The following is a 23,763-nucleotide window of genomic DNA, read 5'->3' on the forward strand; positions in this document are numbered from 1 at the left end:
CGGGGACCCGCGCGCCAGTGACACGCGTGATCCGTCCACCCCTCCGTCGCAAGGAATTCGCCGCCTCCGACTCATGGACACGCCCGAGTGGTCTAGTCCACAATGCTTGATGTGGGCACCGCCCGAGGCGGGAGTCCAGCACTGCGCACAAGAGCCTCCGTCTTCCCCGCACAGGAAGGCGGACCGAGGAACCGGAGCTCTCTGCCCTGACTGCCCCGGATCCTCACCCTTCGGCCGACCGGGACCGCACACCCCACGGCCGATGTTGCTCCGGGCTGCGGTGCCGGGAGGGTTGAGGGTCCCTCCCAGGCGCCGCGGCCCGCGGGTGTTTCCGGCCCCGGAGCGGCCCGGACGAGCCACGGACCCGCCCCGATGAGCGAAGGACAGGCGCCGGCGAACGCCGCGCAGACGGCATCACCGCAGCACAGCCACGCCCTACGGCCCCCGCGGACCCCCAGGTACGCTCACAGCGTGCCCTCCATGAACGAACTGGTCCGCCAGCACACCGCCCTCGACGACTCCGACCTTGAGTGGCTCCATCTGCTGGTCTCGGAGTGGCAGCTGCTCTCCGACCTCTCCTTCGCCGACCTCGTTCTGTGGGTGCCCACCCGCGACGGCACCCGCTATGTCTCCGTCGCCCAGATGCGGCCCAACACCGGCCCCACCTCCTACCAGGACGACATGGTCGGCCATCTCGTCCCGCGCGGACGCCGCCCCATGCTGGACGCGGCGCTGGACGAGGGCCGCATCGTCCGCGAGGGCGACCCCGAGTGGCGCGAGGAGGTCCCGGTCCGGGTCGAGTCCATCCCCGTACGACGGGAGTCCCGCGTCCTCGGTGTCATCGCCCGCAACACCAATCTGCTCACCGTGCGCACCCCCAGCCGGCTGGAGCTGACCTATCTCCAGAGCGCCTCGGACCTTGCCCAGATGATCGCGGCCGGGGCCTTCCCCTTCGCGGGCCAGCAGGTCGACATGGACGCCTCACCACGGGTCGGCGACGGTCTGATCCGCCTCGACGCCGACGGCATCGTCCAGTACGCCTCCCCGAACGCGCTGTCGGCCTACCACCGCCTCGGTCTCGCCGCCGACCTCGTCGGCCATCACCTCGGCGCCACCACCGCGGAACTCGCCCCCTCCCGCGGCCCGGTGGACGAGGCGCTCGCCAAGGTGGCCAGCGGCTGGGCACCGCGCGCGTTCGAGATCGAGGCCCATGACGGGGTCATCCAGTTCCGTACGATCCCCCTCAAGCCCAAGGGCACCCGCACCGGCTCCCTGGTCCTGCTCCGGGACGTCACCGAACTGCGTCGTCGTGAGCGCGAGTTGATCACCAAGGACGCCACCATCCGGGAGATCCACCACCGGGTGAAGAACAACCTCCAGACGGTGGCCGCGCTGCTGCGTCTCCAGGCCCGCCGGATCGAGTCCGAGCGGGGTCGCGCGGCGCTGGAGGAGGCGGTGCGCCGGGTCGGCTCGATCGCCATCGTGCACGAGACGCTCTCCCAGAATCTGGACGAGCGGGTCGAGTTCGACGAGATCGCCGACCGGGTGCTCGCGATGGTCGCCGAGATCTCGCCCGGCAAGGTCGCCGGCCGCCGCACCGGCCGCTTCGGCATCCTCGACGCCGAGGTGGCCACCCCGCTGTCCATGGTCCTCACCGAGGTGCTCCAGAACGCCCTGGAGCACGGTTTCACGGAGGGCGAGACGGGCACGGTCGAGGTCTCGGCGGTCCGTGGCGGTACGACGAAGGAGGCCCGGCTGCTGGTCACGGTCCAGGACAACGGGGTGGGCCTCCCGGCCGGATTCGACCCGCACACCTCCGGCAATCTCGGACTGCAGATCGTACGGACTCTGGTGGAAGGCGAGTTGGGCGGCAGCTTCGACATGGTGCCGGCCCCGGAACGCGGCACCCAGGTGATCCTGGACATCCCGGTACGCGGCCACAAATGAAACGGCTTTACCTATAAGGCCGTTCCTCAGTCAGGCTCTCCCTCAGTCAGGCTCTTCCTCATTCGGGCTCTCCCTCAGTCAGGCTGATACTCAGTCAGGCTGTTATTCACCCGGGCCGTTACCAAGCCCCACAACGCAAAGAACCCCGGACCGTGGTGACGGTCCGGGGTCAGTGCGCATCGTGGGTACTGCGCGCTGCGGCTCGGGGGCGGGAGTTGCGTACGTGCTGTACGCGCCGCCAAGCTCAGGCTGTCATGCGGGGCGGGTAGGTCAGGCGGATGCCTGACGGGCCCGGTTGCGGGCGGCGCGGCGCTTCATGGCGCGGCGCTCGTCCTCGCTGAGACCACCCCAGACGCCGGAGTCCTGGCCGGACTCAAGCGCCCACTGCAGGCACTGCTCGATAACCGGGCAGCGACGGCAGACGGCCTTGGCTTCCTCGATCTGCAGCAGCGCAGGACCGGTGTTGCCGATGGGGAAGAAGAGCTCGGGGTCTTCCTCGCGGCAAACGGCGTTGTGACGCCAGTCCATGGCTGCTACCTCTCCTTGGTATTACGTGCTCGTTGCTTGTGAATGTGAACGCTTTCACGAATCCCTCAACAAGGGAAGGGCCGACCGACAGGCTTCCCTGGCGTGGTCCTGTGTGTTTGAAGAGGGGTTCCGGTGATGTGTGGTGGCCGGTGTTGCGGGCCGTCCCAATCACCACGTAGAGAGTCGCAAACCTCAGCGACGGATACAACCCCTTCTGGAAAGTTTTTTTTGATTCCTCGGTGTCGACTAGGTCACAGCCGTACTTCCATGGGGTGGACCGTGGTCTAAACGTTCGAGTGAAAGGACTTTCGCCTCTTCTGCTCACACAATCACACGCAGTGCACGGCGTACGCCTGTGAACGTCACGCTCGTACGCAGCCCCAGGTGGTCACCGTCCATCTGAAGGGGGAGGGGCACCTTCGAATGCAAGGTGAACTCACTCAGATCGTGCAGCGAGACGGCGTGCTTGCCGTGCGGTCCCCGCTCGGGGGACGAAGTGAGCAACTGGGTGCCATACCGGGCAACCGCGGCGGTGGAGAGCCGGCTGAGGGCGAAGACATCGAGGCTGGTATCGAACGACGCCTTAGGTGACGCGTACATCGGGCGATTGCCCAGGAAGGTCCACGGGGCCGTGTTCGAGGCTATGCACACCACGAGGTCGGACACCGGATCCTCACCGGCCCGCTCCAAGGTGATCGAACCGTGGCGGCGGCTGGGCTCACCCAGGAACTGCCGCACCACCTGACGCACGTACAGCGCGTGGGTCGACTTCTTGCCGCGCTCGCGCTGCTGCTCGACCCGGCCGACCACCCCGGCGTCGAAACCCAGCCCGGAGTTGAAGGTGAACCAGCGGGCCGGGACCGCCTCGTCCTCGGTGCCGGGCGTGCCCGAGGCGAGGCCCAGGCCGACCGTGCGCTCGCTGCCCTCGCGCAGCGCGTTCAGCAGCGCGCCGGTCGCCTCCACGGGATGGTTGGGCAGATCCAGGGCGCGGGCGAAGACATTGGTCGAGCCGCCGGGGACCACCGCGAGGCCGGGCAGCCGGTCCGGGTCGGGTCCGGAGTGCAGCAGGCCGTTGACGACCTCGTTGACCGTGCCGTCGCCGCCGAGCGCCACCACCAGGTCGATATTGCCGCTCTCCGCCGCCTGCCGGCCCAGGTCGCGCGCGTGGCCGCGGTACTCGGTGGTGACCGCTTCCAGCTTCATCTCGCTCGCCAGCGCGTGGATCAGCACATCGCGCGTGCGCGCACTGGTGGTGGTTGCCGCCGGATTGACCACGAGAAGTGCACGCATGAGTTGCAGCGTACCTACTGGGGGGTACCGATCCCAGTGCGAGGTGCGCTTCCGGACAGCGGCCGGGGCGCGGGGGCCCGCCCGGCGGCACGGGCACCGGCGGCTACCCTGCAAGGGTGAGCAGCGAGCAGACGACCCCCACCCCGGAAGCAGCCGGCCCCCGACCGCGGCGGCTGACGTACGCCGCGGCCCTGACCGGTCTGGAGGGGCTGGCGCTGGTCGTCGGCGGTGTCTGGATCCTGGTCCTCGGCCTCACCGGTCACCCGGACGATCGGCAGCAGGCGGTCACCGGCGGGATCACCCTCATCGCGCTCGCGCTGCTGCCGCTGCTCGCCGCCCGTGGACTGCTCGGCCGGCGCGGCTGGAGCCGGGGGCCCGCCGTCATCACGCAGATCATCGCGCTGCCCGTGGCGTACAACCTGCTCCGGGCCGACAGTGCGGCGATCCCCGCCGGGATCGTGCTGGGTGTGGCGGCCGTGGTGGCGCTCCTGCTGCTGGTCAACGGAGAGACCACCCGGGCGCTGGGCATCCGCGGGCCGGGGGCCGTCGCGGAGGAAGCCGAGCGCAAGTAGCTGAGCGCAAGCAGCAGCCGAGCGCGGGAGTCGAGCGCAGGTAGCCGAGCGCAAGGGTCGATCCTTAAGGGGTCGAGCCGCAGGAGGCCGAGCCGTAAGAGGCTGAGAGGCTGAGACGTAAGGCGCCGGTCCGTCCGCTCGGCCCTGGGCATGTCACTCCTCCACGAGCAGCTTCTCTCTCAGCTGGGCGAGGGTGCGGGCCAGCAGTCTGGAGACATGCATCTGGGAGATGCCGACCTCCTGGGCGATCTGCGACTGCGTCATGTTGCCGAAGAACCGCAGCAGCAGGATGCGCTTCTCCCGTGGCGGAAGATCCTCCAGCAGCGGCTTGAGGGACTCGCGGTACTCGACGCCCTCCAGCGCCTCGTCCTCCGCGCCGAGAGTGTCGGCGACCGCAGGGGACTCGTCGTCGGTGTCGGGGACGTCCAGCGACAACGTGGAATAGGCGTTCGCCGACTCCAGGCCCTCCAGGACCTCCTCCTCCGAGATCGCCAGCTTCTCGGCCAGCTCATGGACCGTGGGGGAACGGCCGTGCAACTGGGACAGCTCGGCCGTGGCCGTCGTCAGCGCCAGACGCAGCTCCTGGAGCCGGCGTGGGACGCGCACCGCCCAGCCCTTGTCGCGGAAGTGCCGCTTGATCTCGCCGACCACCGTCGGGGTCGCGTACGTGGAGAACTCCACGCCGCGGTCCGGGTCGAAACGGTCGACCGACTTGATCAGACCGATCGTGGCGACCTGGGTGAGGTCGTCCAGCGGCTCGCCGCGGTTGCGGAACCGGCGCGCGAGGTGCTCCACGAGCGGCAGATGCATCCGTACCAGCCTGTTGCGCAGCTCCGCGTACTCCGGGCTGCCCTCCCTCAGCTCGCGCAGCTCCAGGAACATCGCCCGCGCCCCGCTGCGGTCATGGGGGTCGTGCTGCGCGCGCGGCGTGCTCTGCGCGCCCGACGCGGTATGCCCGGAGTTTCGCTCGTGCTCGCTCATCGTCCCGCCCGTTGCCCTTCCCCGAGCCCTCGCGTCAGCTCGGACAGGGGACACCCCGATCCGCCGTCGCGGGGACGCGCCCCGCACGACACCTTCCTCATTCCGTCCCCCGTCCGGGGAGCCGGCCTGACCGAAGCCGCCGGACTCGTCCTCCGGGTGCGGCCGGGCCTGCTCGGGGATGGCGTCGATACCGTCCGCCGTGCGCCGGGAACCGCCCGGGGCACCCGTGGCGTCCTCGGTCGGCAGCTCCCGTGTGCCGCGATCGTCGTCCCGCACCGGCCCGTCCCCGTCCTTCACGCCGGCCCGGGTCCCGCGCCGCGCTGTTTGTACAGGCTGATCGAAACGGTCTTGTCGTCGTCCACGGCGGAGGAGACCTTGCCCGCGAGGGCGGACAGGACGGTCCAGGCGAAGGTGTCCCGCGCGGGGGCGTGACCGTCCGTGGTCGGCGCCGAGACGGTGACCTCCAGCGAGTCGTCCACGAGCCGGAAGACACAGCTCAGCACGGAGCCGGGCACGGCCTGCTGGAGCAGGATCGCGCAAGCCTCGTCCACCGCGATGCGCAGGTCCTCGATCTCGTCCAGGGTGAAGTCCAAACGGGCCGCGAGGCCGGCCGTGGCCGTCCGCAGCACCGACAGGTAGGCACCCGCGGCCGGCAGCCGGACTTCCACGAAGTCCTGGGTCGCGGGCTCGCCTGCGATCTGGGACACCCTCACCTCCAAGGTGGTACAAGCTGTTCGGGGCCGAGGGTCGCCCCCCGGGGGGTAACGCGATGTGGTGTACAGCGGTGACGCTATCGCGCCCTCATCAGTCCTGTCCCCGGGACCCCAACCCCTTGCTGTCACTCATAGTAAACCTTCGGATACGCTCCGTGGCTAGGGGTCTCGCGGGCCCAAATGGGAAGAGCGCGCGCCGGATTGACGTACCCAGACGTCAGACAGTCGAACCGTCCTCGATCCGGACCTGGCGCGGATCACGCGCGACCGGTCGCGGATCACACAGCGTCCGCCCCCGGTCACCCGGAGTCGGTCAGGGGTCACACCAGGACATGGTCCACGAAGCACCACTGCCAGCTCTCGCCGGGTTCGAACGTGCGCATGATCGGGTGACCGGACTCCTTGTAGTGCGCGGTCGCGTGCCGGCCCGGCGAGGAGTCGCAGCAGCCGACGTGACCGCAGGAGAGGCACAGCCGCAGGTGCACCGGCTCCGTCCCCTCGGCAAGACACTCCAGACATGTCTCACTGAGCGGGGCGGGTTCCGGGTGCGGCAGCGCGTCGGCGTGCGTGCACTGTTTCATGATTGCCAGATTACGACGGGTGTGCGGGTGACCGCGCGGAAAACGAAGGTCGGGGATGACGGATGGACGTGATGCCGCTGCTGTTGCTGGTGGCGGGCAGCGCCGCGATCGCCGCGGCCGGCCGGCGCACTCCGGTGCCGGCCCCGCTGCTCCTGGTGACGGCGGGCCTGGCCGTGTCGTACGTGCCGGGGGTGCCCTCGTACACCCTCGACCCGCACATCGTGCTGCCGCTGCTGCTGCCGCCGCTGCTGCACACCGCCGCCACCGACAGCTCGTATCTCGACCTGCGCGCCCAGCTCAGACCGGTCGCGCTGCTCTCCGTCGGATACGTGCTCTTCGCGACGCTCGTCGTCGGGTACGCCGCCTATCTGCTGGTGCCGGGGCTGCCGCTGACGGCGGCGCTGGTGCTGGGCGCGGTGGTGGCGCCGCCGGACGCGGTCGCGGCGACGGCCGTCGCGCGCCGGGTCGGGCTGCCGTCCCGGATCACCACCATCCTCCAGGGCGAGTCCCTGGTGAACGACGCCACCGCGATCACCGCCTACCGGGTTGCCGTCGCGGCGGCGGTCGGCGAGGGGGCCAGCTGGGCGGGCGGCATCCTGGAGTTCCTGATCGCGGCGGTCGGCGGCGTCGGGATCGGGATCCTGCTGATGTTCCCGATCCACTGGCTGCGCATCCACCTCAAGGAAGCCCTGCTCCAGAACACGCTGTCGCTGCTGATCCCGTTCGCCGCCTACGCGGTCGCCGAACAGGTGCACGCCTCCGGGGTGCTCGCGGTCGTCGTGGTCGCGCTGTATCTCGGACATCGCGCGTGGGAGGTCGATTTCGCGACCCGCCTCCAGGAGGACGCGGTGTGGCGCATGGTCGCCTTCGTCCTGGAGTCGGCGGTCTTCGCGCTCATCGGACTCCAGCTACCGGTGGTGCTGCGCGGCCTCGGCGCGTACCAGGGGGCCGACGCCGCGTGGTACGCCGTCGTGATCTTCCTGGTGGTCGTCGCCACACGGTTCGTGTGGGTGTATCCGGCGACCTTCCTCCCACGGATCCTCTCCGCGCGCGTACGCGAACGGGAGGCGAACCCGACCTGGAAGGGGGCGTTCGTCATCTCCTGGGCCGGGATGCGCGGGGTGGTCTCGCTCGCCATCGCCTTCTCCATCCCGGTCACCCTGCACAACGACGAACCCTTCCCCGGCCGCAACCTGATCCTCTTCCTGACCTTCACGACCGTCATCGGCACCCTCGTCCTCCAGGGACTGACCCTGCCCCCGCTGATCCGGCTGCTGCGGCTGCCCGGCAAGGACAGCCAGGCCGAGACCCTCGCCGAGGCCAACGCCCAGGCGCAGGCGTCCCGCGCCGCCGAGGAGCGCCTGGACGAACTCCTCGCCGACGAGCGCAACAGCCTGCCGGGCCCGCTCGCCGACCGGCTGCGCACGGTGCTGGAACGCCGCCGGAACTCCGTCTGGGAGCGCCTTGGCCAACCCAACCCCGTCACCGGCGAGAGCGTGGACGACACCTACCGCCGGCTCTCCCGGGAGATGATCGGCGCCGAGCGCGACGTCTTCGTCCGTCTGCGCGACCTGCGCTACATAGACGACGAGATGCTCCGCACCCTGCTGCGCAGGCTGGACCTGGAGGAGGCGGCGGCGTACCGGGAGGCGTCGGCGTGAGGACCGTTCTCGGCCGGGGCACGAGGAGCGCCCACCGGCCGCCAGGACGCGAGGAGTGCCCACCGGCCCCCGGGGCACGAGGAGCGCCCACCAGCCGCCGGGGCGCGAGGAGCGTCTTCAGGCCGTCGGACGCGAGGGTGCCCTCAGGCCGCCGGGGCGCGAGGAGCGCCCACCCCCGCCGGGACATGAGCCGCGTCTTCAGGCCGTCGGGAAGGGGGCGCCGGTGATGACCGCCGTGAGCCGGGTCCCGCGCGGGAAGGCGCCCTCCTCGGCGAGGGCGACAAGTCCGTGGAGCAACTTGGCGACATACAGACGCTCCACCGGCACTCCGTGGCGCTGTTCGAAATCCGCAGCGAAGGAGTCGAGTCCGTCCGGCACGCGCGCGTAGCCGCCCCAATGGAACCGGTGGTCCAGGGTCCAGTTCCCGCGCGGGCCCCCGAACGCCTCCTCCTGGAGCGCCCGTACGTCCGCGTCCAAGAAGCCGCCCTTCAGCACCGGCACCCCCAGGACCCACTGGTCAGGGGCGAGACCGGCGGCGAGGCCCGCCAGGGTGCCGCCCGTGCCGCAGGCCAGCGCCACGACGTCGGCCACGCCCCGCAACTCCTCACCCAGGCCCCGGCAGCCACGGACCGCGCGCGCGTTGCTGCCGCCCTCGGGGACGACGTACGCGCCCTCCGCCTCGGCGGCGGCGAGCAGCGCCGCCAGGGTGTCCGGTTCGGCCTTGCGGCGATACGTCGATCTGTCGACGAAGTGCAGCCGCATGCCGTCGGCCGCGCATCGGGCGAGCGAGGGGTTGGGCGGGCCGTCTGCCAGTTCCTGGCCGCGGACCACCCCGACCGTCGGCAGCCCGAGCAGCCGGCCCGCGGCGGCGGTCGCGCGCAGATGGTTGGAGTACGCGCCGCCGAAGGTGAGCACCGTACGGCCCGCCGCCGCGCCGAGGTTCGGGGCCAGCTTGCGCCACTTGTTCCCGATCAGGTCCGGGTGGATCAGATCGTCCCGCTTGAGCGACAGTCGTACCCCGCGCCGCGCGAACCGCCCGTCGACCACCTCGACCAACGGCGACGGCAGCCGGGGCCGCAGCGCGGAGACGACATCGGGGCTGGTCACCAGGCCATTGTCAGCCATCGCCGGCGGGTCGGGCGGCCCTGGTCACTTCAGGCGTTCCTTGATGCGGTCCCGCATGGAGGACATCGTGAAGCCGCGTGGGTCGATCTTGCCCGGCTGCCACTCCAGATGGCCGATGACCGAGCGCTGGTTCCAGCCGTGGACCCGGCAGACCGCCGCCGCGGCCCGGGCGATGGCATCGAGTTGCGCGGCGGGCCAGGGGTCCTTGCCGTCGCCGAGGTTCTCGCACTCGAAACCGTAGAAATGGGTGTTGCCGTCGGTGTTCGACTCGTTGTCGGCGGGGAGCCCCTTCTCGGCGATGACGGCGCGCAGCACGTCGTCGTCGCCGAGGCCCGCGTGGTTGGCGCGGCCATAGCCCACGAGATGGATCCGGCCGTCCTTGGTGATCACACCGTGGCACAGCGGGCCCGGCAGCGAGGCGTAGCCGTCCCGGCAGATCTGGACGGTCTTCGCGCTGCCCTTGGTCACCGTGTGGTGGATCATCACGCCGTGCACCGGACCCCAGGGGCCCTTGCTGTTGCGGTTGTGGTCGCGCCAGTCGCCGACCTCGACGACCTTGAGTCCTTCGTCGCGGAGCGTGCTGAGGAACTTGCTCGCGGACATGGGTGGGGCCATGGCCGACTCCTTCGTGCGGTGGAACGTCGACCGCCGGTCGCGGCCGTCCTGTACCGCTGCTTGTACCGAATACGCAGGCGCCGAACCCTTTGTTCGCACAGCGTGCGAGCTGATTCGGACAGTTTCATTCCGCTACAGCCGGGCACAGGAAGCTACAGGCGGGTACGGGAAGGGGTACGCCGGCGCTTTTCGATTCACCGAAGGGCTCGCCTATGCCCCGGCGCACGGTGATCCATTCCCGCTCTTTCGGGTAATAGCATCAGTACGCAGTGTGATGGAAAGCTTCTTCGCGGAGTGAGGTGCCCGGCGCAGTCCGCTGCCGGGCATGACCGGGAGGGCAATTCCATATGTCGGTAGGCGAAGAGGTCCGCGCGGAGCAGGGCACGCCCCAGCAGAGTCTGGGCACTGCGGCGGCGCGGAACCTGGCCACCACGACCAAGTCCGTGCCGCAGATGCAGGAGATCAGCTCGCGCTGGTTGCTGCGGACGCTGCCGTGGGTGGACGTGCAGGGCGGCACGTACCGCGTGAACCGGCGGCTGACCTACGCGGTCGGCGACGGACGGATCACGTTTGTGAAGACCGGCGACCGCGTCGAGGTGGTCCCCGCGGAACTGGGCGAGCTGCCCGCGCTGCGGTCGTACGGGGACGACGAGGTGCTGTCGGAGCTGGCGCGGCGGTGCAGCCAGATGGAGATCGCCGCGGGGGAGGTGATCGCCTCCTTCGGCAACCGGACCGAGGAGGTGTATCTGCTGGCGCACGGCCGGGTCGAGAAGATCGGCACCGGCCCGTACGGCGACGACGCCGTGCTCGGCGTACTCGCCGACGGCGCCTACTTCGGCGAGCAGGCGCTGCTGGACCCGGACGCCAGCTGGGAGTACACGGCCCGCGCGAACACACCCTGCACGGTGCTCGTGTTGTCACGGGCGGACTTCGAGCAGGTCGCCGAACGTGCTGAAACGTTGCGCGAGCATCTGCGGGAGCTGCGCGCGCTCCCCGTGCAGCGCACCAACAAGTACGGCGAGAAGGAGATCGAGCTCGCGGCCGGCCACTCCGGCGAGCCGGACATCCCGCACACCTTCGTCGACTACGAGGCCAGTCCGCGCGAGTACGAGCTGAGCGTCGCCCAGACCGTGCTGCGCGTCCACTCGCGCGTGGCCGACCTCTACAACCAGCCGATGAACCAGACCGAGCAGCAGTTGCGGCTCACGGTCGAGGCGCTCAAGGAGCGCCAGGAGCACGAGCTGATCAACAACCGTGAGTTCGGACTGCTCAACAACTGCGAGTACGACCAGCGGATCCAGCCGCACGACGGGGTGCCGGGCCCCGACGACATGGACGAACTGCTCAGCCGGCGGCGCGGCACCAAGCTGTTCCTCGCCCACCCGCGCGCGATCGCCGCGTTCGGCCGCGAGCTGAACCGGCGCGGACTGGTCCCGGAGACCATCGAGATCGGCGGCAACCGCATCCCGACCTGGCGCGGGGTGCCGATCTACCCGTGCGGCAAGATCCCGGTCACCGCGGCCCGTACGACGTCGATCATCGCCATGCGTACCGGCGAGCAGGACCAGGGGGTCATCGGGCTGCGCCAGTCCGGCCTCCCGGACGAGATCGAGCCGAGTCTGTCGGTGCGGTTCATGGGCATCAACGAGCAGGCCATCATCAAGTACCTGGTCACGGCTTACTACTCGGCCGCGGTCCTGGTGCCCGACGCGCTCGGCGTGCTGGAGAACGTCGAGATCGGCCGCTGGCAGTGACCCACCCGCTGCCACAGCCGGGTGCCCGCCTCGCCGGGCGGACGCACCGGTGGGGTACGCCGTCGGCCGCAGTCCCGGTGCCACCGTGCGCGCGCCCGCCGAGGGGGACCCGATGGCCGAGTTCATGACCCGTACCGCCGGATCGCGGACCGGCGAGACGCGAGGGAGCGGCGAGACGCGAGGGAGCGGCGAGACATGGGAAGCGGATCGCCCGGTGACGTGGGGCGGCGGCGCCGAAGCGGTGAGGAACCGTATCTTCACCTCCTCGGAGGACCTTGGAGGCACGCAGGACGGCCCCGCCGCGGGGCCCGGTACGAGGTCCGGTACGGGGCGCCCTGACGGGCGGGACGGTGCCGATCCGTACGACGGGCGGGACGGTGTCAGCCCGCACGCCGAGCCGGAGGCTGTCGGTCCGTACAACGGGCAGGAGGCTGCCGGTTCGCGCGACGGCCGGGACGCTGCCGGGCCGTACGGTGGGCAGGGTGCCGCGGCTCTGCTCGACGCGCGTGAGGCGCCCGCGATCCTGGACCTCACGCGGGCGCTGGTCGACCCCGAACTGCGCTCCGCCGTCGACACCCTTCCGCCCGGGATACGCCGCGTGGCCCGGTACCACTTCGGTTGGGAGAACCCCGACGGGAGTCCCGCGGAGGGCGGCGCGGGCAAGGCGATCCGCCCGGCGCTGGTGCTCACGGCCGCCGACGCGCTCGGCGGACCGGCCGCCCGGCCGGGCGCGGTACGGGCAGCGGCGGCGGTGGAACTGGTGCACAACTTCACGCTGCTGCACGACGACGTGATGGACCGGGACGCCACCCGGCGGCACCGGCCCACCGCGTGGACCGTGTTCGGCGACGCCGACGCCATACTCACCGGCGACGCCCTCCAGGCGTTGGCGATGCGGTTGCTCGCGCAGGACCCGCACCCGGCGTCCTCGCGGGCCGCCGCCCGGCTCGCCCTGTGCGTGATCGAGCTGTGCGAGGGCCAGCACCTGGACACGGCGATGGAGAGCAGAAGCCCCGACGAGGTCACCCTCGGCGAGGTACTCACCATGGCCGAGGCCAAGACCGGCGCGCTGCTCGGCTCCGCGTGCGCGATCGGCGCGCTGTACGCGGGCGCCGGGGACGAGGAGGTCGAGGCGCTGGACGCGTTCGGCCGGGCCGCCGGGCTCGCCTTCCAGCTGATCGACGACGTCATCGGCATCTGGGGCGACCCGGGCCGCACCGGCAAGCCGGCCGGCGCGGATCTCGCCGCCCGTAAGAAGTCCCTGCCGGTGGTCGCCGCGCTCACCTCGGGGACCCCGGCGGCGGCCGAACTGGCCGCGCTGTACGGGGCGCCGTACGACCCTCGCGACCTGGAGCGCACGGTGCTGGCCGTCGAGCGCGCCGGTGGCCGTGACTGGGCGCAGAGCGAGGCGGCGGACTGGATGGCCCGCGCGATGGGCGAACTGGCCCGTGCGATCCCGGACCCGGAGGCGGCGGACGGTCTGCTGTCGCTGGCGGAGTTCGTGACCCGGCGCACCAGCTGAGACACGGTCAGGTGGGCTGTCCGGGGCCGGTGCGTGACGCCGTGGCCGGTGCGGCGCTCCAGGTGGGCGCCGGGTGTTCCCCGGGGTTCCCGGGACCGTGCGGATCCTGGCACCGCACGGCTCCGGGGCTCCGGCCCCGCGGGTCCCGCACAACCCCACGATGTGCGGGGCCCGCCCCTGTCATTAGTCTTCAACCGCGAGAGTGACGACGTGTGTTGAGACGAAGGGGGCGGCCATGGGCGTGGCGGTTCGGACGGCGGGGGCGAACGACCGGGAAGTGATCGTCCGGCTGTTGGACCAGGCGTTCCAGCAGGACCCGGTGAGCAGTTGGGTGTTCCCCGACGAGACGTACCGGCGCGAGACCCATCACCGGCTGGTGGGCGCCTTCACCGACATCGTGATGGCGGAGGGCCGGATCGACCTCGCCGAGGACGGGTCGGCCTGCGCGCTGTGGCTCTCCGTACCGGACGGGGACGGCCATGACGGCCAGGACCCCGAGGGCGGCGACGACGCCGCGCAGTTGCGCGCGGTGGTGGATCCCGACAACGCGCGCGTGGAGGAGATCGCCAACCTCACCGCCGGGATCCATCCCTCGGGCCGGGCGCACGCATACCTGTGGATGGTCGGCGTCTCGCCGGAGCGGCAGGGGCAGGGCGTCGGCAGCGCGCTGATCGGCACGGTGCTGGAGCGCTGCGACCGTGACGGGGTGCCCGCGTATCTGGAGGCGAGCAACGCCCGCAGCCGTGATCTGTACGCGCGACTGGGCTTCGCGGTCATCGGCGAACCGCTGCGGCTGCCGGACGGGCCGCTGATGTGGCCGATGTGGCGGGAACCACGAGCACTCTGAAAAGGCGTGCCACCAGAGCCGTGCCACCAGAAGCGTGCCGATAAGAGCTTGCAACCACTACGGCCGGAGTACTATAAATGAAGTGGTCCGGCCGTAGTGCTCCGCTTCGCGGGGACACCGAGCCGGTACGTCACAGTCGTCAAGAGATAAGAGACCGGTTTGCGCAAGCTCACGTACTACATCGCCTGCTCCCTCGACGGGTTCATCGGGGACCCGACGGGCGACGCCACGGCGATGATGTCCTATGTGGACGAGGAGTTCCTCGCGTATCTCGCCGAGGAGTTCCCGGAGACCCTGCCCACCCACGTCCGCAGGGCCACGGGCAACGACCATCTGGCGAACAAGCACTACGACACGATCATCCAGGGCCGCGGCAGCTACGACCTCGCCCTTCAGGAGGGCATCACCAGCCCGTACGCCCATATGAGGCAGTACGTCGCGTCCAGCACGCTGAAGGAGTCCCCGGACCCGGACGTCGAGATCATCGGCGGTGACGTCCTCGGCTGGATGCGCGAGCTGAAGGCGGAGGAGGGCGGGCTCGGTATCTATCTGTGCGGCGGCGCGCGGATCGCCGGCGAGCTGTTCCCGGAGGTCGACGAGCTGGTCATCAAGACCTACCCGGTCGTCTACGGCTCCGGTATGCCGATGTTCGGCGGTGTGACGGATCTCGCCGCGTTCACGCTGGGGTCGGTGCGCGGCTTCGGCAACGGGGTGCTGGTGCGGACGTACACCAGGAAGCGCTGAACCTGTCGCCGTCCGGCGGGGAGCGGGGCGCCGGTACCCGCCCTACGCTGGGGGCATGGACAGCGAAGGGCACGTCTGTCCCGTCTGCGGACAGTCAGTGGAAACGGTCGTCCGGCGCCACAAGACGCTGGGCGCGTGGGTCCCGCAGTGGGTCGCGGGGCCGTGCCGGAACTCCGGATGCGCGGCGTACGTCGAGGACGAGGCGGAGCGGGGACAGGGACCCGCGCCCGGGGCGGAGGTACCGGCCACCGGGGCGAGGTCTCCGGCCGGGGCCCCGGCTCCGCCGCCCGGCACGACACACGCTGCGCCCTCCGGGCCGAAGACCTCCGGCCCCCGGACCCGATGAGACCCGCACCAGCGCAGAAGGTCGTAGAAGGCGGGAGAAGGCCGTAGAAGACCCCTGGCGCGGCGCGGCGCGGCCCGCGACGACGGCCGGGAAGATCGCCCCGGAAGCGGGAAGATCGGCCCGGAAGAACGACCCGGCAGATCGGCCCGGCAGATCGGCCCGGAAAAACTTTCCCCGCCCGTGTCGAGAATCCCGATCCGGCTCCGACGTCCCCGGTGAGAGCCGCCCGGCGAGGGTGGCCGAGTCGAAGGAGCGGAACGATGAAGTACCTGGTCATGGTGCAGGGCGCGCAGATCGACTACGACGCGATGGAGGGCCGGGCCTCGGCGCACTCCCCGGCGTGGGACGAGAAGGACCTCCACGCGATGTACGCCTTCATGGGCGCGCTGAACAACGACCTCGCCGAGAGCGGTGAGCTGGTCGACGCGGCGGGGCTGGGCGCCCCCGACCAGGTCCGGCATGTCTCCCTCGGCGAGGGCGGCAAGCCGGTCGTGACGGACGGGCCGTACGGCGAGACGAAGGAGATGCTGGCGGGCTACTGGGTGCTGGACTGCGCGAGCCTGGACCGGGTCACCGAGATCGCGGCCCGGATCGCCGCCTGCCCGCAGCCCGCCGGTGCCCCCGTGTACCCGGTGGAGATCCGGCCCGTCCTGGACGGTTCCGGGGACATCTGAGGCGGGCGTGGAACGGGAGGCGGAGTCCGGGGCCCTGCGCGCCGCGCGCGATCTGGTGCCCTCCGTGCTCGGTGCGCTGGTGCGGCGGTACGGGCATTTCGACGCCGCCGAGGACGCCGTGCAGGAGGCGCTGATCGCGGCGGCGGGGCAGTGGCCGCAGCGGGGGGTTCCGGAGAATCCGCGGGGGTGGCTCATCAAGGTGGCCGCACGGCGGCTGACCGACACACTGCGCAGCGAGGAGGCACGGCGGCGGCGCGAGGAGCAGGTGGTCGCGCTGGCGCCGCGCGACACGTTCACGGCACCGCCGCCGGGCGCGGAGCGCGCGCCGCGCGAGGACGACACCCTCACCCTGCTCTTCCTCTGCTGCCACCCCGAGTTGACCGCGTCCACGCAGATCGCGCTCACCCTGCGCGCGGTCGGCGGGCTGACCACGGCTGAGGTCGCCCGTGCCTGTCTGGTGCCCGAGGCGACCATGGCGCAGCGGATCAGCCGGGCCAAGCGCAAGCTGCGCGGGGTGAGCCTCGGGCGCCCGGGGAACTGGGCCGGGCGGCTGCCCGCCGTGCTGCACACCCTCTACCTCATCTTCAACGAGGGCTACACGGCGACCTCCGGCCCGCACCTCCAGCGCCGCGAACTGGCCGGGGAGGCGGTCCGGCTGACCCGTACCGTGCACCGGCTGCTGCCCGACGACTCCGAGGTCGCCGGGCTGCTCGCCCTGATGCTGCTGACCGACGCCCGCCGGGACGCGCGGACCGGACCCGACGGCGATCTGGTGCCGCTGGACGAACAGGACCGGGGCCGCTGGGACAAGGCGGAGATCGAGGAGGGCGTCGAGCTGGTCACCCGGGCGCTGGAGCGGGGCCGGCCGGGTCCGTACCAGCTCCGCGCGGCCATCGCCGCCGTCCACGACGAGGCGCCGACCGCCGACGCGACCGACTGGCGGGAGATCCTCGGCCTGTACGACATCCTCGTCCGCCTGGTCCCCGGGCCGGTCGAACGGCTCAACCGGGCGGTCGCGGTGGCGATGGTCCACGGACCGCGCGCCGGACTGGCGGAGGTGGACGCGCTGACCGCGGCGGACCCGGGCGACCCCGGGCGGGGCCACCGCCCCGACGCCGTCCGCGGTCATCTGCTGGAGCGGGCGGGGGAGTACGGCGCGGCCCGCGCCGCCTACGAGTCCGCCGCCGCCCGCACCCTCAGCATGCCCGAACGCCGCTACCTGCTGTCCCGGGCGGCCCGCCTGAGGCAGCCCGAACGGGACGGGCAGGGAGACGTACGGCCCTAGGGCCTGTCGTTTGGATCATCCCGGCGTCGCGGGGTCTGGCACGCTCCCCCACTGCCCGAAAGGCGTGGGGGCACCCCCTGCGGCGTTGTCGTCGGTTGCCGACGCTCCGCGTCGCCGCCCTCCTCCGCCTTGCATCTCCACGCACCAGACCCCGCTCGGGCCGACCGAGCAGCACCGTTTCCTCATAGCCAGGCTGATCCAAACGACAGACCCTAGGTGCCTTGTCCGGGAGAGGTTGCCGGCGCTCCACGCCGCCGCCCCCTCCGCCCTGCGGCCACCCGCACCGGACCCCGCTCGGCCCCGCCGAGCAGCAGCACCGTTTTCCCCAGCTAGCGCGGCAGCCCGCCCGTTTCCGGGTCGCGGCCGGTGAGGCAGTACGTGCCGCCCGCCGGGTCGCGCAGCACGCTCCAGTGCGCGCCCTGCCGTACCCGGGTCGCGCCCAGCGCCTCGTGGGCGGCGGCGGTGGCATCGATGTCGGCGCAGGCCAGGTCGAGATGGGCGCCGAGCGGTTGGTCGGCGGTGTCCAGACGCTGGAGCAGCACCCGGATCGGCAGACGACCGGGCGGGGTGAGCACATGGAACTCGGGGAGTGACCCCGGGACGGACTCCCAGCCGGGGAGCAACTCGGACCAGAAGTCGATCTCGGCGGCGTACGCGTACGGCGGGATGTCCACACAGACCTGGTCCAGGCGGGTGCCGCGCACCACGGGCGGCCGGACCTTCTCCCCGTGCCAGGGCACCGCGCAGAACGTCTGACCGGCCGGTGAGCGCAGTACGGCCCACCCCGCGTGCCCCGCGACGACCTCCGCGCCGCCGCGCATCGCGCGCCCGGTGAAGTCGGCCACGTCGTCCACGGAGAAGTCGATGTGCGCCCCGCCGCCGGAGGTCACGCCCTGCACCTTCACACAGGCGTCGGCGTCCTGCCCCGGCAGCAGGGTGGTGAACTCCCGCTGCTCACCCCTGAGTCGGGACGTACGGGTGTCGGTGACGGCGGTCCAGAAGGCACAGGCCCGGTCGAACTGGTCGATGGGCCGGTCGATGAAGGCATATGTCCAGCGGATGGTCATGAGGCCGAGAGTAAGCGGGCCCGGCGCGTGGACGGAGGCGTTCCGTGCCACAGTCCCGTCCCGCCCGCCGCCCCGCCCCGGGACTCCCGACCCACCGAAACAGAGCCGCACCCGGACCGCCCGAGTCCGCCGTGGGCGGCGGGGCGGGGGCCGGGTGCGGCTCCGAGGGCAGTGCGGTCCAGGGGCCGCAGGCCAGGAGGGCCGATCTGGTGGATCAAGCCTTCTTGGTCTCCCAGAAGATCTTGTCGATCTGGGCGATGTGGTCCAGCGCCTTCTGGCCGGTCGCCGGGTCGGTGGAGCCCTTGGCGGCCGAGAGGGCCTTCAGGGTCTCGTTCACCAGCTGGTGCAGTTCGGGGTACTTCTCGAAGTGCGGCGGCTTGAAGTAGTCGCTCCAGAGCACGGAGACGTGGTGCTTGGCCAGCTCCGCGCGCTGCTCCTTGATGACGGTGGCACGCGCCTGGAAGTGCGGGTCGTCGTTGGCGGCCATCTTTTCCTGGACGGCCTTCACGGACTCCGCCTCGATGCGGGCCTGGGCCGGGTCGTACACGCCACAGGGCAGGTCGCAGTGCGCGCTGACCTTGACCTTGGGGGCAAACAGGCGGGAAAGCATGGAGCATTCCTTCCTCGTGATCGTCTTCTCAGGTGGGACATTACTCCCTGCGGGAAGGGTTTTCGCGAGTGGCCCCATGGGCTTAGGACAAAAGTCGGGGGTCAGACGGAGACTGGTGGAGGATCGGAGCGGGGAGGTGCCGGGGATGCCGGAGCTGTCGCAGGAGACCGAGCGCAGGGGCGTCGTGCTGCCCTTCGGGCTGGCCGAGGTGACCGGGCCCTCGATGGTGCCCACGCTGCGTCACGGGGACCGGCTCCTGGTGCATTACGGCGCCCGGGTCAGGGCCGGGGACGTGGTGGTGCTGCGTCATCCGTTCCAGCAGGACCTGCTGGTCGTCAAGCGGGCCGCGGAGCGGCGGGACGGCGGGTGGTGGGTGCTGGGCGACAACACCTACGCCGGTGGTGACAGCACCGACTACGGCACCGTGCCCGAGGAACTGGTGCTCGGGCGGGTCCGCTTCCGGTACCGGCCCTTCGCCGACCGTCAGCGCGGGCCGTTCACGGTGCTGCGCTGGGCGCTCTCGGCCGCCCGCCCCGTGCTGTCGGTCCGGTCGGCCTCCAGGCGCTTGCGGGCCCGGTAGGCGGCCACGTTGGCGCGGGTGGCGCAGCGGTCGGAGCAGTAGCGGCGGGAGCGGTTGGTGGAGGTGTCGAGATAGGCGTTGCGGCACGGGGGCGCCTCGCACAGGCCCAGCCGGTCCACGCCGTGCTCGGTGAGGTGGAAGGCCAGGCCCATCGCCGCGATGGCCGCGTAGCCCGCGGTGGCGTTCGAGGGGTGGTCGGCCAGGTGCATGTGCCACAGCGGGCGGCCGTCGTCGTCGCGGAAGTCGTGGCCGGAGATCTGGGGGCTGACCGGGAACTCCAGGAGCAGGGAGTTCAGCAGGTCCACGGCGAGCGTCTCGTCGCCCGCGTCCGCCGCCTCGAAGACCGACCGCAGCCGGCCCCGGACCGCCCGGAACCGGGTGACATCCGCCTCGGTGGCCCTGCGTGCCGCCGACTGGTTGCCGCCGAACAGGTCACGGACGGCCTCCACCGTGGTCAGCGCGTCCTTGCCCCGGTCCGGCTCCTCGCTGTTGACGAGCCGCACGGCGTAATCCGAGTAATAGGCCAGTTCCACTTGTAGTCCTTACGGAGGGGCTTTAGGGTCGTCATGCGGTCGGGGTAACAGCCGGTCCTGCATCCAGGGTATTACGCATGGGACGTGACGGAGGGCATCGATGACGGACACCGACACCGGGACCGCGGGAACCGGCACCGACTGGCAGGGCTGGCAGGCCAGCTGGGACCGCCAGCAGGAGTGGTACCTGCCCGACCGCGAGGAACGCTTCCGGGTGATGCTGGACATGGTCGAGGCCCTCGTCGGCCGCACCCCCCGCGTCCTCGACCTCGCCTGCGGCACCGGCTCCATCACCGCCCGCCTCCTCGACCGCTTCCCCGGCGCCGTCAGCACCGGCGTCGACCTCGACCCGGCCCTGCTCGCCATCGCCGAGGGCACCTTCGCCGGGGACGACCGGGTCACCCTCGTCACCGCCGACCTCAAGGACCCGGACTGGCCGGCCGCACTGCCCCACGACTCCTACGACGCCGTCCTCACCGCCACCGCCCTGCACTGGCTGCACCGCGAACCCCTCGCGGCCCTCTACGGCCGGCTCGCGGGGCTCGTCGCGGACGGCGGCGTCTTCATGAACGCCGACCACATGACCGACCCGAGCACCCCGAGGATCAACGCGGCCGAGCGCGCCCAGCGCCACGAGCGGATGGAACAGGCCAAGGCCGCCGGAGCCGTCGACTGGGCCGCCTGGTGGCGACTGGCCGCCGAGGACCCGGTGCTCGCCGCGCCCACCGCCCGCCGCTTCGAGATCTACGGCGAGCACGCCGAGGGCGACACCCCCTCCGTCGAATGGCACGCCCGCGTCCTGCGCGAGGCCGGCTTCGCCGAGGCCCGCCCCGTCTGGTGCTCACCCTCGGACACCCTGCTGCTCGCCCTGAAGTGACCCGCGGTCGAGCGCCCGCGCGCCCAGACGTCAGGGGCGGTACGGAGAACTCCGTACCGCCCCTGACCTCGTACCTGCGTACGGCTACAGCACCTTGGACAGGAACGCCTTCGTCCGCTCGTGCTGCGGGTCCGTCAGGACGTCGCGCGGGTTGCCGGACTCCACGACCACGCCGCCGTCCATGAAGACCAGGCTGTCGCCGACCTCACGGGCGAAGCCCATCTCGTGGGTGACGACGATCATCGTCATCCCGGACTCGGCCAGATCGCGCATGACGTCGAGGACATCACCGACCAGCTCCGGGTCCAGGGCCGAGGTCGGCTCGTCGAAGAGCATCAGCTTGGGCTCCATGGCGAGCGCCCGGGCGATGGCCACCCGCTGCTGCTGGCCGCCGGAGAGCTGCGAGGGGTAGCTGCGCGCCTTGTCGCCGAGCCCCACCCGCTCCAGAAGCTGCATCGCGCGCTCCCGGGCCCGGCCCCTGGACTCGCCCTTGACCTGGACCGGGGCCTCGATGATGTTCTCGACCGCGGTCATGTGCGGGAACAGGTTGAAGCGCTGGAAGACCATGCCGATGTCCCGGCGCTTCAGCGCGACCTCGCTGTCCTTCAGCTCGTAGAGCTTGTCACCCTTCTGGCGGTAGCCGACCAGCTCGCCGTCGACGTAGAGCCGTCCGGCGTTGATCTGCTCCAGATGGTTGATGCAGCGCAGGAAGGTGGACTTGCCGGAGCCGGAGGGGCCGATCAGACAGAACACCTCGCCCGACTTCACCTCCAGGTCGATGCCCTTGAGCACCTGGAGCGGGCCGAAGGACTTGTGCACGCCCTCGGACCTCACCATGGGCGTGTCGGCGGACCGCGCCGCGGACGGGCCGCCGTTGGTCTTGCGGGTCATGCCGCGCCTCCCTTCGGGCGGCCGAGCGACAGCAGGTTCGCCCGCACCTTCTGCATCGGTGTCGGGGGCAGCTGGCGGCTGGAGCCCCGGGCGTAGTACCGCTCCAGGTAGTACTGGCCGACGCTGAAGATGGAGGTCAGCAGCAGATACCAGGCCGCGGCGAGGAAGAGCATCTCGGCCGGGGCGCCGGAGGTCTGGCCGATGTCCTGGGCCACCCGGAACAACTCGGAGTACTGCACCACCGACACCAGTGAGGTCGTCTTCAACATGTTGATGACCTCGTTGCCCGTCGGCGGCACGATCACCCGCATCGCCTGCGGGATCACGATCCGGCGCAGGGTCTTGGCATGGCTCATGCCCAGCGCGTGCGACGCCTCGGTCTGGCCCTCGTCGACCGCGAGCAGACCGGCACGGCAGATCTCCGCCATGTACGCGGCCTCGTTCAGGCCGAGGCCCAGCAGCGCGGTCAGGAACGGGGTCATGAAGTCCGACCACTCGTCCCGGTAGAACGGGCCGAGGTTGATGAACTCGAAGACCAGGCCCAGGTTGAACCAGACCACGAGCTGCACCAGGACCGGCGTACCCCGGAAGAACCAGATGTAGAACCAGGCTATGGACGACGTCACCGGGTTCTTCGACAGCCGCATGACGGCCAGCAGGATGCCGCCGAAGATGCCGATCGCCATGGACAGCACGGTCAGCAGCAGCGTCTTGCCGACGCCGTCGAGGATCCGGTCGTCGAAGAAGTAGTCCGGGATCGCGCCCCAGTTGATCTTGCCCTGGGAGAACGCGTACACGACGCTGCCCAGCAGGGCCAGGGCGACCACCGCTGTGACGTAGCGCCCGTAGTGACGGACCGGAATGGCCTTGATGGCCCCCGGGCCGGCCGGCGGGGTGCCCGCCGGCCCGTCCGTCTTGTCGATGTCAACAGTCACGGGTGTTGCCTTTCAGTGCCCGCTTGTCGGTGCCTGCTCAGGGCCGGACGCGGTCACTTGCCGCCGTTGACCGTCGCCGCGGTCACGGCGCCCTCGGAGACACCCCACTTCTCCAGGACCTTCTTGTACTCGCCGTCGGCGATCACCGCGTCCAGGGCGGCCTTGAGCGCGTCCCGCAGCTGGGTGTTGTCCTTGGCGACCGCGATGCCGTACGGCGCCGCGTCCACCTGCTCGCCGACCAGCTCGAAGTCCTTGCCGCCGCCCGAGGTCTGCACCGCGTACGCGGCCACCGGGAAGTCGGACGAACCGGCGTCGGCACCGCCCGCGCGCAGCCGGGTCTGGGCCTGCTGGTCGTTGTCGAACGCCTCGATGGAGAGCTTCTCACCGCTCGGACAGTTCTTCGCCTCGGCCTTGGCGAGGTCCTCGGAGACCGTGCCGCGCTGCACCACGATCTTCTTGCCGCACAGGTCGGACCAGGTCTTGATGCCCTGGTCGTCGCCCTTCTTGGTGTAGATCGAGACACCGGCGGTGAAGTAGTCGACGAAGTCGACGCCCTCGCCGACCTTCTTCCCGGTGTCGGAGTCGATGCCCTCCTGACGGTCCTTGGTGTCCGTCATCGCCGACATCGCGATGTCGTAGCGCTTGGAGCGCAGACCGGTGATGAGGGTGTCGAAGGTGCCGTTCTCGAACTCGAAGGTCACCCCGAGCTGCTTGCCCAGGGCGGCGGCGATGTCCGGGTCGATTCCGACCGTCTTGCCGGCCTCGTCCTTGAACTCGACCGGCGCGTACGCGATGTCCGAGCCGACCTTGATGACGCCCTTGTCGCGGATCGCCTGGGGCAGCTTGTCGGCCAGCGGGGCCGCCGCCGCGGAGGAGCCGGAGTCCTTGCTCTCCTTGCTCTCCGAACCGCCGCCGCTGCCCGTCTGGTCACCGCAGCCGGTGAGGAGCAGGGCGCCTGCGACCGCGATCGAGCCGACCGCGGCCAGCCGCGTGCGGGTGGCGGTCGTACGACGGGTGGTGCTTGCGGTCATGGTGGGTTCCTCCGGCGGATGGATGGGGTGCCGATGGGTCGTCCGGAACGGATC

The 23,763-nt window shown here is 70.9% G+C and carries 25 protein-coding genes; 12 read left to right on the forward strand and 13 right to left on the reverse strand.

Annotated features, from left to right (window positions below; genetic code table 11):
- Positions 1-480 precede the first annotated feature (480 nt).
- On the forward strand, positions 481-1,947 hold the full coding sequence (locus ACIQNG_RS03960; protein WP_401430102.1) for a sensor histidine kinase: 1,467 nt from the start codon (positions 481-483) through the stop codon (positions 1,945-1,947).
- Positions 1,948-2,217: 270 nt separating this feature from the next.
- On the opposite strand, the gene ACIQNG_RS03965 is transcribed toward ACIQNG_RS03960, so the two are convergent.
- Both ACIQNG_RS03965 and ACIQNG_RS03970 read right to left on the reverse strand, forming a co-directional pair.
- Positions 2,218-2,475: a WhiB family transcriptional regulator gene (locus tag ACIQNG_RS03965; RefSeq protein WP_003992873.1), complete on the reverse strand. Its 258-nt coding sequence runs from the start codon at positions 2,473-2,475 to the stop codon at positions 2,218-2,220.
- A 321-nt stretch (positions 2,476-2,796) separates the two neighbouring features.
- On the reverse strand, positions 2,797-3,765 hold the full coding sequence (locus ACIQNG_RS03970) for a diacylglycerol/lipid kinase family protein (protein WP_401482480.1): 969 nt from the start codon (positions 3,763-3,765) through the stop codon (positions 2,797-2,799).
- Positions 3,766-3,881: 116 nt separating this feature from the next.
- On the opposite strand from ACIQNG_RS03970, the gene ACIQNG_RS03975 reads away from it, so the two are divergent.
- Positions 3,882-4,337 carry a hypothetical protein gene (locus tag ACIQNG_RS03975; protein ID WP_401430020.1) on the forward strand — a complete coding sequence of 152 codons (456 nt, stop codon included), beginning with the start codon at positions 3,882-3,884 and terminating at the stop codon, positions 4,335-4,337.
- A gap of 153 nt (positions 4,338-4,490) precedes the next feature.
- Here ACIQNG_RS03975 and ACIQNG_RS03980 read toward each other — a convergent pair whose 3' ends face one another.
- The 3 genes from ACIQNG_RS03980 to ACIQNG_RS03990 form a co-directional block, all read right to left on the reverse strand.
- Positions 4,491-5,594, reverse strand: coding sequence for an RNA polymerase sigma factor SigF (locus ACIQNG_RS03980; RefSeq protein WP_401430022.1), 1,104 nt, complete (start codon positions 5,592-5,594; stop codon positions 4,491-4,493).
- A gap of 17 nt (positions 5,595-5,611) precedes the next feature.
- Positions 5,612-6,025 carry an anti-sigma regulatory factor gene (locus tag ACIQNG_RS03985; RefSeq protein ID WP_030784224.1) on the reverse strand — a complete coding sequence of 138 codons (414 nt, stop codon included), beginning with the start codon at positions 6,023-6,025 and terminating at the stop codon, positions 5,612-5,614.
- A 326-nt stretch (positions 6,026-6,351) separates the two neighbouring features.
- A complete protein-coding gene (locus ACIQNG_RS03990; RefSeq protein ID WP_401430024.1) occupies positions 6,352-6,612 on the reverse strand; it encodes a UBP-type zinc finger domain-containing protein in 261 nt (86 codons plus the stop codon).
- Between the two features lie 62 nt (positions 6,613-6,674).
- On the opposite strand from ACIQNG_RS03990, the gene ACIQNG_RS03995 reads away from it, so the two are divergent.
- Positions 6,675-8,273: a Na+/H+ antiporter gene (locus ACIQNG_RS03995; RefSeq protein ID WP_401430026.1), complete on the forward strand. Its 1,599-nt coding sequence runs from the start codon at positions 6,675-6,677 to the stop codon at positions 8,271-8,273.
- Between the two features lie 198 nt (positions 8,274-8,471).
- On the opposite strand, the gene ACIQNG_RS04000 is transcribed toward ACIQNG_RS03995, so the two are convergent.
- Entirely contained in the window at positions 8,472-9,398 is a 927-nt protein-coding gene (locus tag ACIQNG_RS04000; protein ID WP_401482481.1) for a 1-aminocyclopropane-1-carboxylate deaminase/D-cysteine desulfhydrase, read from the reverse strand.
- A 24-nt stretch (positions 9,399-9,422) separates the two neighbouring features.
- Complete coding sequence (locus ACIQNG_RS04005; protein ID WP_401482482.1) at positions 9,423-10,013, reverse strand: N-acetylmuramoyl-L-alanine amidase; 591 nt, start codon at positions 10,011-10,013, stop codon at positions 9,423-9,425.
- Between the two features lie 347 nt (positions 10,014-10,360).
- On the opposite strand from ACIQNG_RS04005, the gene ACIQNG_RS04010 reads away from it, so the two are divergent.
- The 7 genes from ACIQNG_RS04010 (at position 10,361) to ACIQNG_RS04040 (ending at position 17,185) form a co-directional block, all read left to right on the forward strand.
- Positions 10,361-11,767, forward strand: coding sequence for a family 2B encapsulin nanocompartment shell protein (locus ACIQNG_RS04010; RefSeq protein ID WP_401482483.1), 1,407 nt, complete (start codon positions 10,361-10,363; stop codon positions 11,765-11,767).
- A 493-nt stretch (positions 11,768-12,260) separates the two neighbouring features.
- The gene (locus ACIQNG_RS04015) at positions 12,261-13,289 is read left to right on the forward strand and encodes a family 2 encapsulin nanocompartment cargo protein polyprenyl transferase (RefSeq protein ID WP_401482524.1); all 1,029 of its coding nucleotides are present in this window, start codon (positions 12,261-12,263) and stop codon (positions 13,287-13,289) included.
- A gap of 235 nt (positions 13,290-13,524) precedes the next feature.
- Positions 13,525-14,136 carry a GNAT family N-acetyltransferase gene (locus ACIQNG_RS04020; RefSeq protein WP_401482484.1) on the forward strand — a complete coding sequence of 204 codons (612 nt, stop codon included), beginning with the start codon at positions 13,525-13,527 and terminating at the stop codon, positions 14,134-14,136.
- Positions 14,137-14,295: 159 nt separating this feature from the next.
- Entirely contained in the window at positions 14,296-14,880 is a 585-nt protein-coding gene (locus ACIQNG_RS04025; protein WP_401482485.1) for a dihydrofolate reductase family protein, read from the forward strand.
- Between the two features lie 55 nt (positions 14,881-14,935).
- Entirely contained in the window at positions 14,936-15,226 is a 291-nt protein-coding gene (locus ACIQNG_RS04030; RefSeq protein ID WP_401482486.1) for a hypothetical protein, read from the forward strand.
- A gap of 260 nt (positions 15,227-15,486) precedes the next feature.
- Positions 15,487-15,900 carry a YciI family protein gene (locus ACIQNG_RS04035; RefSeq protein ID WP_401430038.1) on the forward strand — a complete coding sequence of 138 codons (414 nt, stop codon included), beginning with the start codon at positions 15,487-15,489 and terminating at the stop codon, positions 15,898-15,900.
- 7 nt (positions 15,901-15,907) lie between these two features.
- Complete coding sequence (locus ACIQNG_RS04040) at positions 15,908-17,185, forward strand: RNA polymerase sigma factor (protein ID WP_401482487.1); 1,278 nt, start codon at positions 15,908-15,910, stop codon at positions 17,183-17,185.
- 329 nt (positions 17,186-17,514) lie between these two features.
- Here the strand turns inward: ACIQNG_RS04040 and ACIQNG_RS04045 are convergent, their stop codons facing one another.
- Positions 17,515-18,252: a VOC family protein gene (locus ACIQNG_RS04045; RefSeq protein ID WP_401482488.1), complete on the reverse strand. Its 738-nt coding sequence runs from the start codon at positions 18,250-18,252 to the stop codon at positions 17,515-17,517.
- Between the two features lie 214 nt (positions 18,253-18,466).
- Entirely contained in the window at positions 18,467-18,862 is a 396-nt protein-coding gene (sodN, locus tag ACIQNG_RS04050) for a superoxide dismutase, Ni (protein ID WP_401430044.1), read from the reverse strand.
- A gap of 145 nt (positions 18,863-19,007) precedes the next feature.
- On the opposite strand from sodN, the gene sodX reads away from it, so the two are divergent.
- On the forward strand, positions 19,008-19,442 hold the full coding sequence (gene sodX, locus ACIQNG_RS04055) for a nickel-type superoxide dismutase maturation protease (RefSeq protein ID WP_401482489.1): 435 nt from the start codon (positions 19,008-19,010) through the stop codon (positions 19,440-19,442).
- Here sodX and ACIQNG_RS04060 read toward each other — a convergent pair.
- Positions 19,346-19,975, reverse strand: a complete 630-nt coding sequence (locus tag ACIQNG_RS04060; protein ID WP_401482490.1) for a CGNR zinc finger domain-containing protein — start codon at positions 19,973-19,975, stop codon at positions 19,346-19,348. The two genes, sodX and ACIQNG_RS04060, sit on opposite strands and share 97 nt — an antisense overlap.
- 100 nt (positions 19,976-20,075) lie before the next feature.
- On the opposite strand from ACIQNG_RS04060, the gene ACIQNG_RS04065 reads away from it, so the two are divergent.
- Positions 20,076-20,852, forward strand: a complete 777-nt coding sequence (locus ACIQNG_RS04065) for a class I SAM-dependent methyltransferase (protein ID WP_401430050.1) — start codon at positions 20,076-20,078, stop codon at positions 20,850-20,852.
- Positions 20,853-20,936: 84 nt separating this feature from the next.
- On the opposite strand, the gene ACIQNG_RS04070 is transcribed toward ACIQNG_RS04065, so the two are convergent.
- From ACIQNG_RS04070 to ACIQNG_RS04080, 3 genes are read right to left on the reverse strand one after another with little or no spacing between them, the layout of a single operon-like run.
- Positions 20,937-21,743: an amino acid ABC transporter ATP-binding protein gene (locus ACIQNG_RS04070; RefSeq protein ID WP_401430052.1), complete on the reverse strand. Its 807-nt coding sequence runs from the start codon at positions 21,741-21,743 to the stop codon at positions 20,937-20,939.
- Positions 21,740-22,678 carry an amino acid ABC transporter permease gene (locus ACIQNG_RS04075; RefSeq protein WP_401430054.1) on the reverse strand — a complete coding sequence of 313 codons (939 nt, stop codon included), beginning with the start codon at positions 22,676-22,678 and terminating at the stop codon, positions 21,740-21,742. The genes ACIQNG_RS04070 and ACIQNG_RS04075 overlap by 4 nt, the downstream gene beginning before the upstream one ends.
- 53 nt (positions 22,679-22,731) lie before the next feature.
- Positions 22,732-23,709 (reverse strand): ABC transporter substrate-binding protein, encoded by a 978-nt coding sequence (locus tag ACIQNG_RS04080; protein ID WP_401430056.1) that lies wholly within the window; start codon positions 23,707-23,709, stop codon positions 22,732-22,734.
- Between the last annotated feature and the right edge of the window lie 54 nt (positions 23,710-23,763).

The organism is Streptomyces sp. NPDC091377, from assembly GCF_044757045.1.
Classification (GTDB): domain Bacteria; phylum Actinomycetota; class Actinomycetes; order Streptomycetales; family Streptomycetaceae; genus Streptomyces.

What these genes read in the sequence shown, in the direction of transcription:
- ACIQNG_RS03960 (WP_401430102.1), top strand. Translation starts at nt 481, where the DNA reads ATGAACGAACTGGTCCGCCAGCACACCGCCCTCGACGACTCCGACCTT.
- ACIQNG_RS03965 (WP_003992873.1), bottom strand. Translation starts at nt 2,475, where the DNA reads ATGGACTGGCGTCACAACGCCGTTTGCCGCGAGGAAGACCCCGAGCTC.
- ACIQNG_RS03970 (WP_401482480.1), bottom strand. Translation starts at nt 3,765, where the DNA reads ATGCGTGCACTTCTCGTGGTCAATCCGGCGGCAACCACCACCAGTGCG.
- ACIQNG_RS03990 (WP_401430024.1), bottom strand. Translation starts at nt 6,612, where the DNA reads ATGAAACAGTGCACGCACGCCGACGCGCTGCCGCACCCGGAACCCGCC.
- ACIQNG_RS03995 (WP_401430026.1), top strand. Translation starts at nt 6,675, where the DNA reads ATGGACGTGATGCCGCTGCTGTTGCTGGTGGCGGGCAGCGCCGCGATC.
- ACIQNG_RS04000 (WP_401482481.1), bottom strand. Translation starts at nt 9,398, where the DNA reads ATGGCTGACAATGGCCTGGTGACCAGCCCCGATGTCGTCTCCGCGCTG.
- ACIQNG_RS04005 (WP_401482482.1), bottom strand. Translation starts at nt 10,013, where the DNA reads ATGGCCCCACCCATGTCCGCGAGCAAGTTCCTCAGCACGCTCCGCGAC.
- ACIQNG_RS04010 (WP_401482483.1), top strand. Translation starts at nt 10,361, where the DNA reads ATGTCGGTAGGCGAAGAGGTCCGCGCGGAGCAGGGCACGCCCCAGCAG.
- ACIQNG_RS04020 (WP_401482484.1), top strand. Translation starts at nt 13,525, where the DNA reads ATGGGCGTGGCGGTTCGGACGGCGGGGGCGAACGACCGGGAAGTGATC.
- ACIQNG_RS04030 (WP_401482486.1), top strand. Translation starts at nt 14,936, where the DNA reads ATGGACAGCGAAGGGCACGTCTGTCCCGTCTGCGGACAGTCAGTGGAA.
- ACIQNG_RS04035 (WP_401430038.1), top strand. Translation starts at nt 15,487, where the DNA reads ATGAAGTACCTGGTCATGGTGCAGGGCGCGCAGATCGACTACGACGCG.
- ACIQNG_RS04045 (WP_401482488.1), bottom strand. Translation starts at nt 18,252, where the DNA reads ATGACCATCCGCTGGACATATGCCTTCATCGACCGGCCCATCGACCAG.
- sodN (WP_401430044.1), bottom strand. Translation starts at nt 18,862, where the DNA reads ATGCTTTCCCGCCTGTTTGCCCCCAAGGTCAAGGTCAGCGCGCACTGC.
- sodX (WP_401482489.1), top strand. Translation starts at nt 19,008, where the DNA reads ATGCCGGAGCTGTCGCAGGAGACCGAGCGCAGGGGCGTCGTGCTGCCC.
- ACIQNG_RS04065 (WP_401430050.1), top strand. Translation starts at nt 20,076, where the DNA reads ATGACGGACACCGACACCGGGACCGCGGGAACCGGCACCGACTGGCAG.
- ACIQNG_RS04070 (WP_401430052.1), bottom strand. Translation starts at nt 21,743, where the DNA reads ATGACCCGCAAGACCAACGGCGGCCCGTCCGCGGCGCGGTCCGCCGAC.
- ACIQNG_RS04080 (WP_401430056.1), bottom strand. Translation starts at nt 23,709, where the DNA reads ATGACCGCAAGCACCACCCGTCGTACGACCGCCACCCGCACGCGGCTG.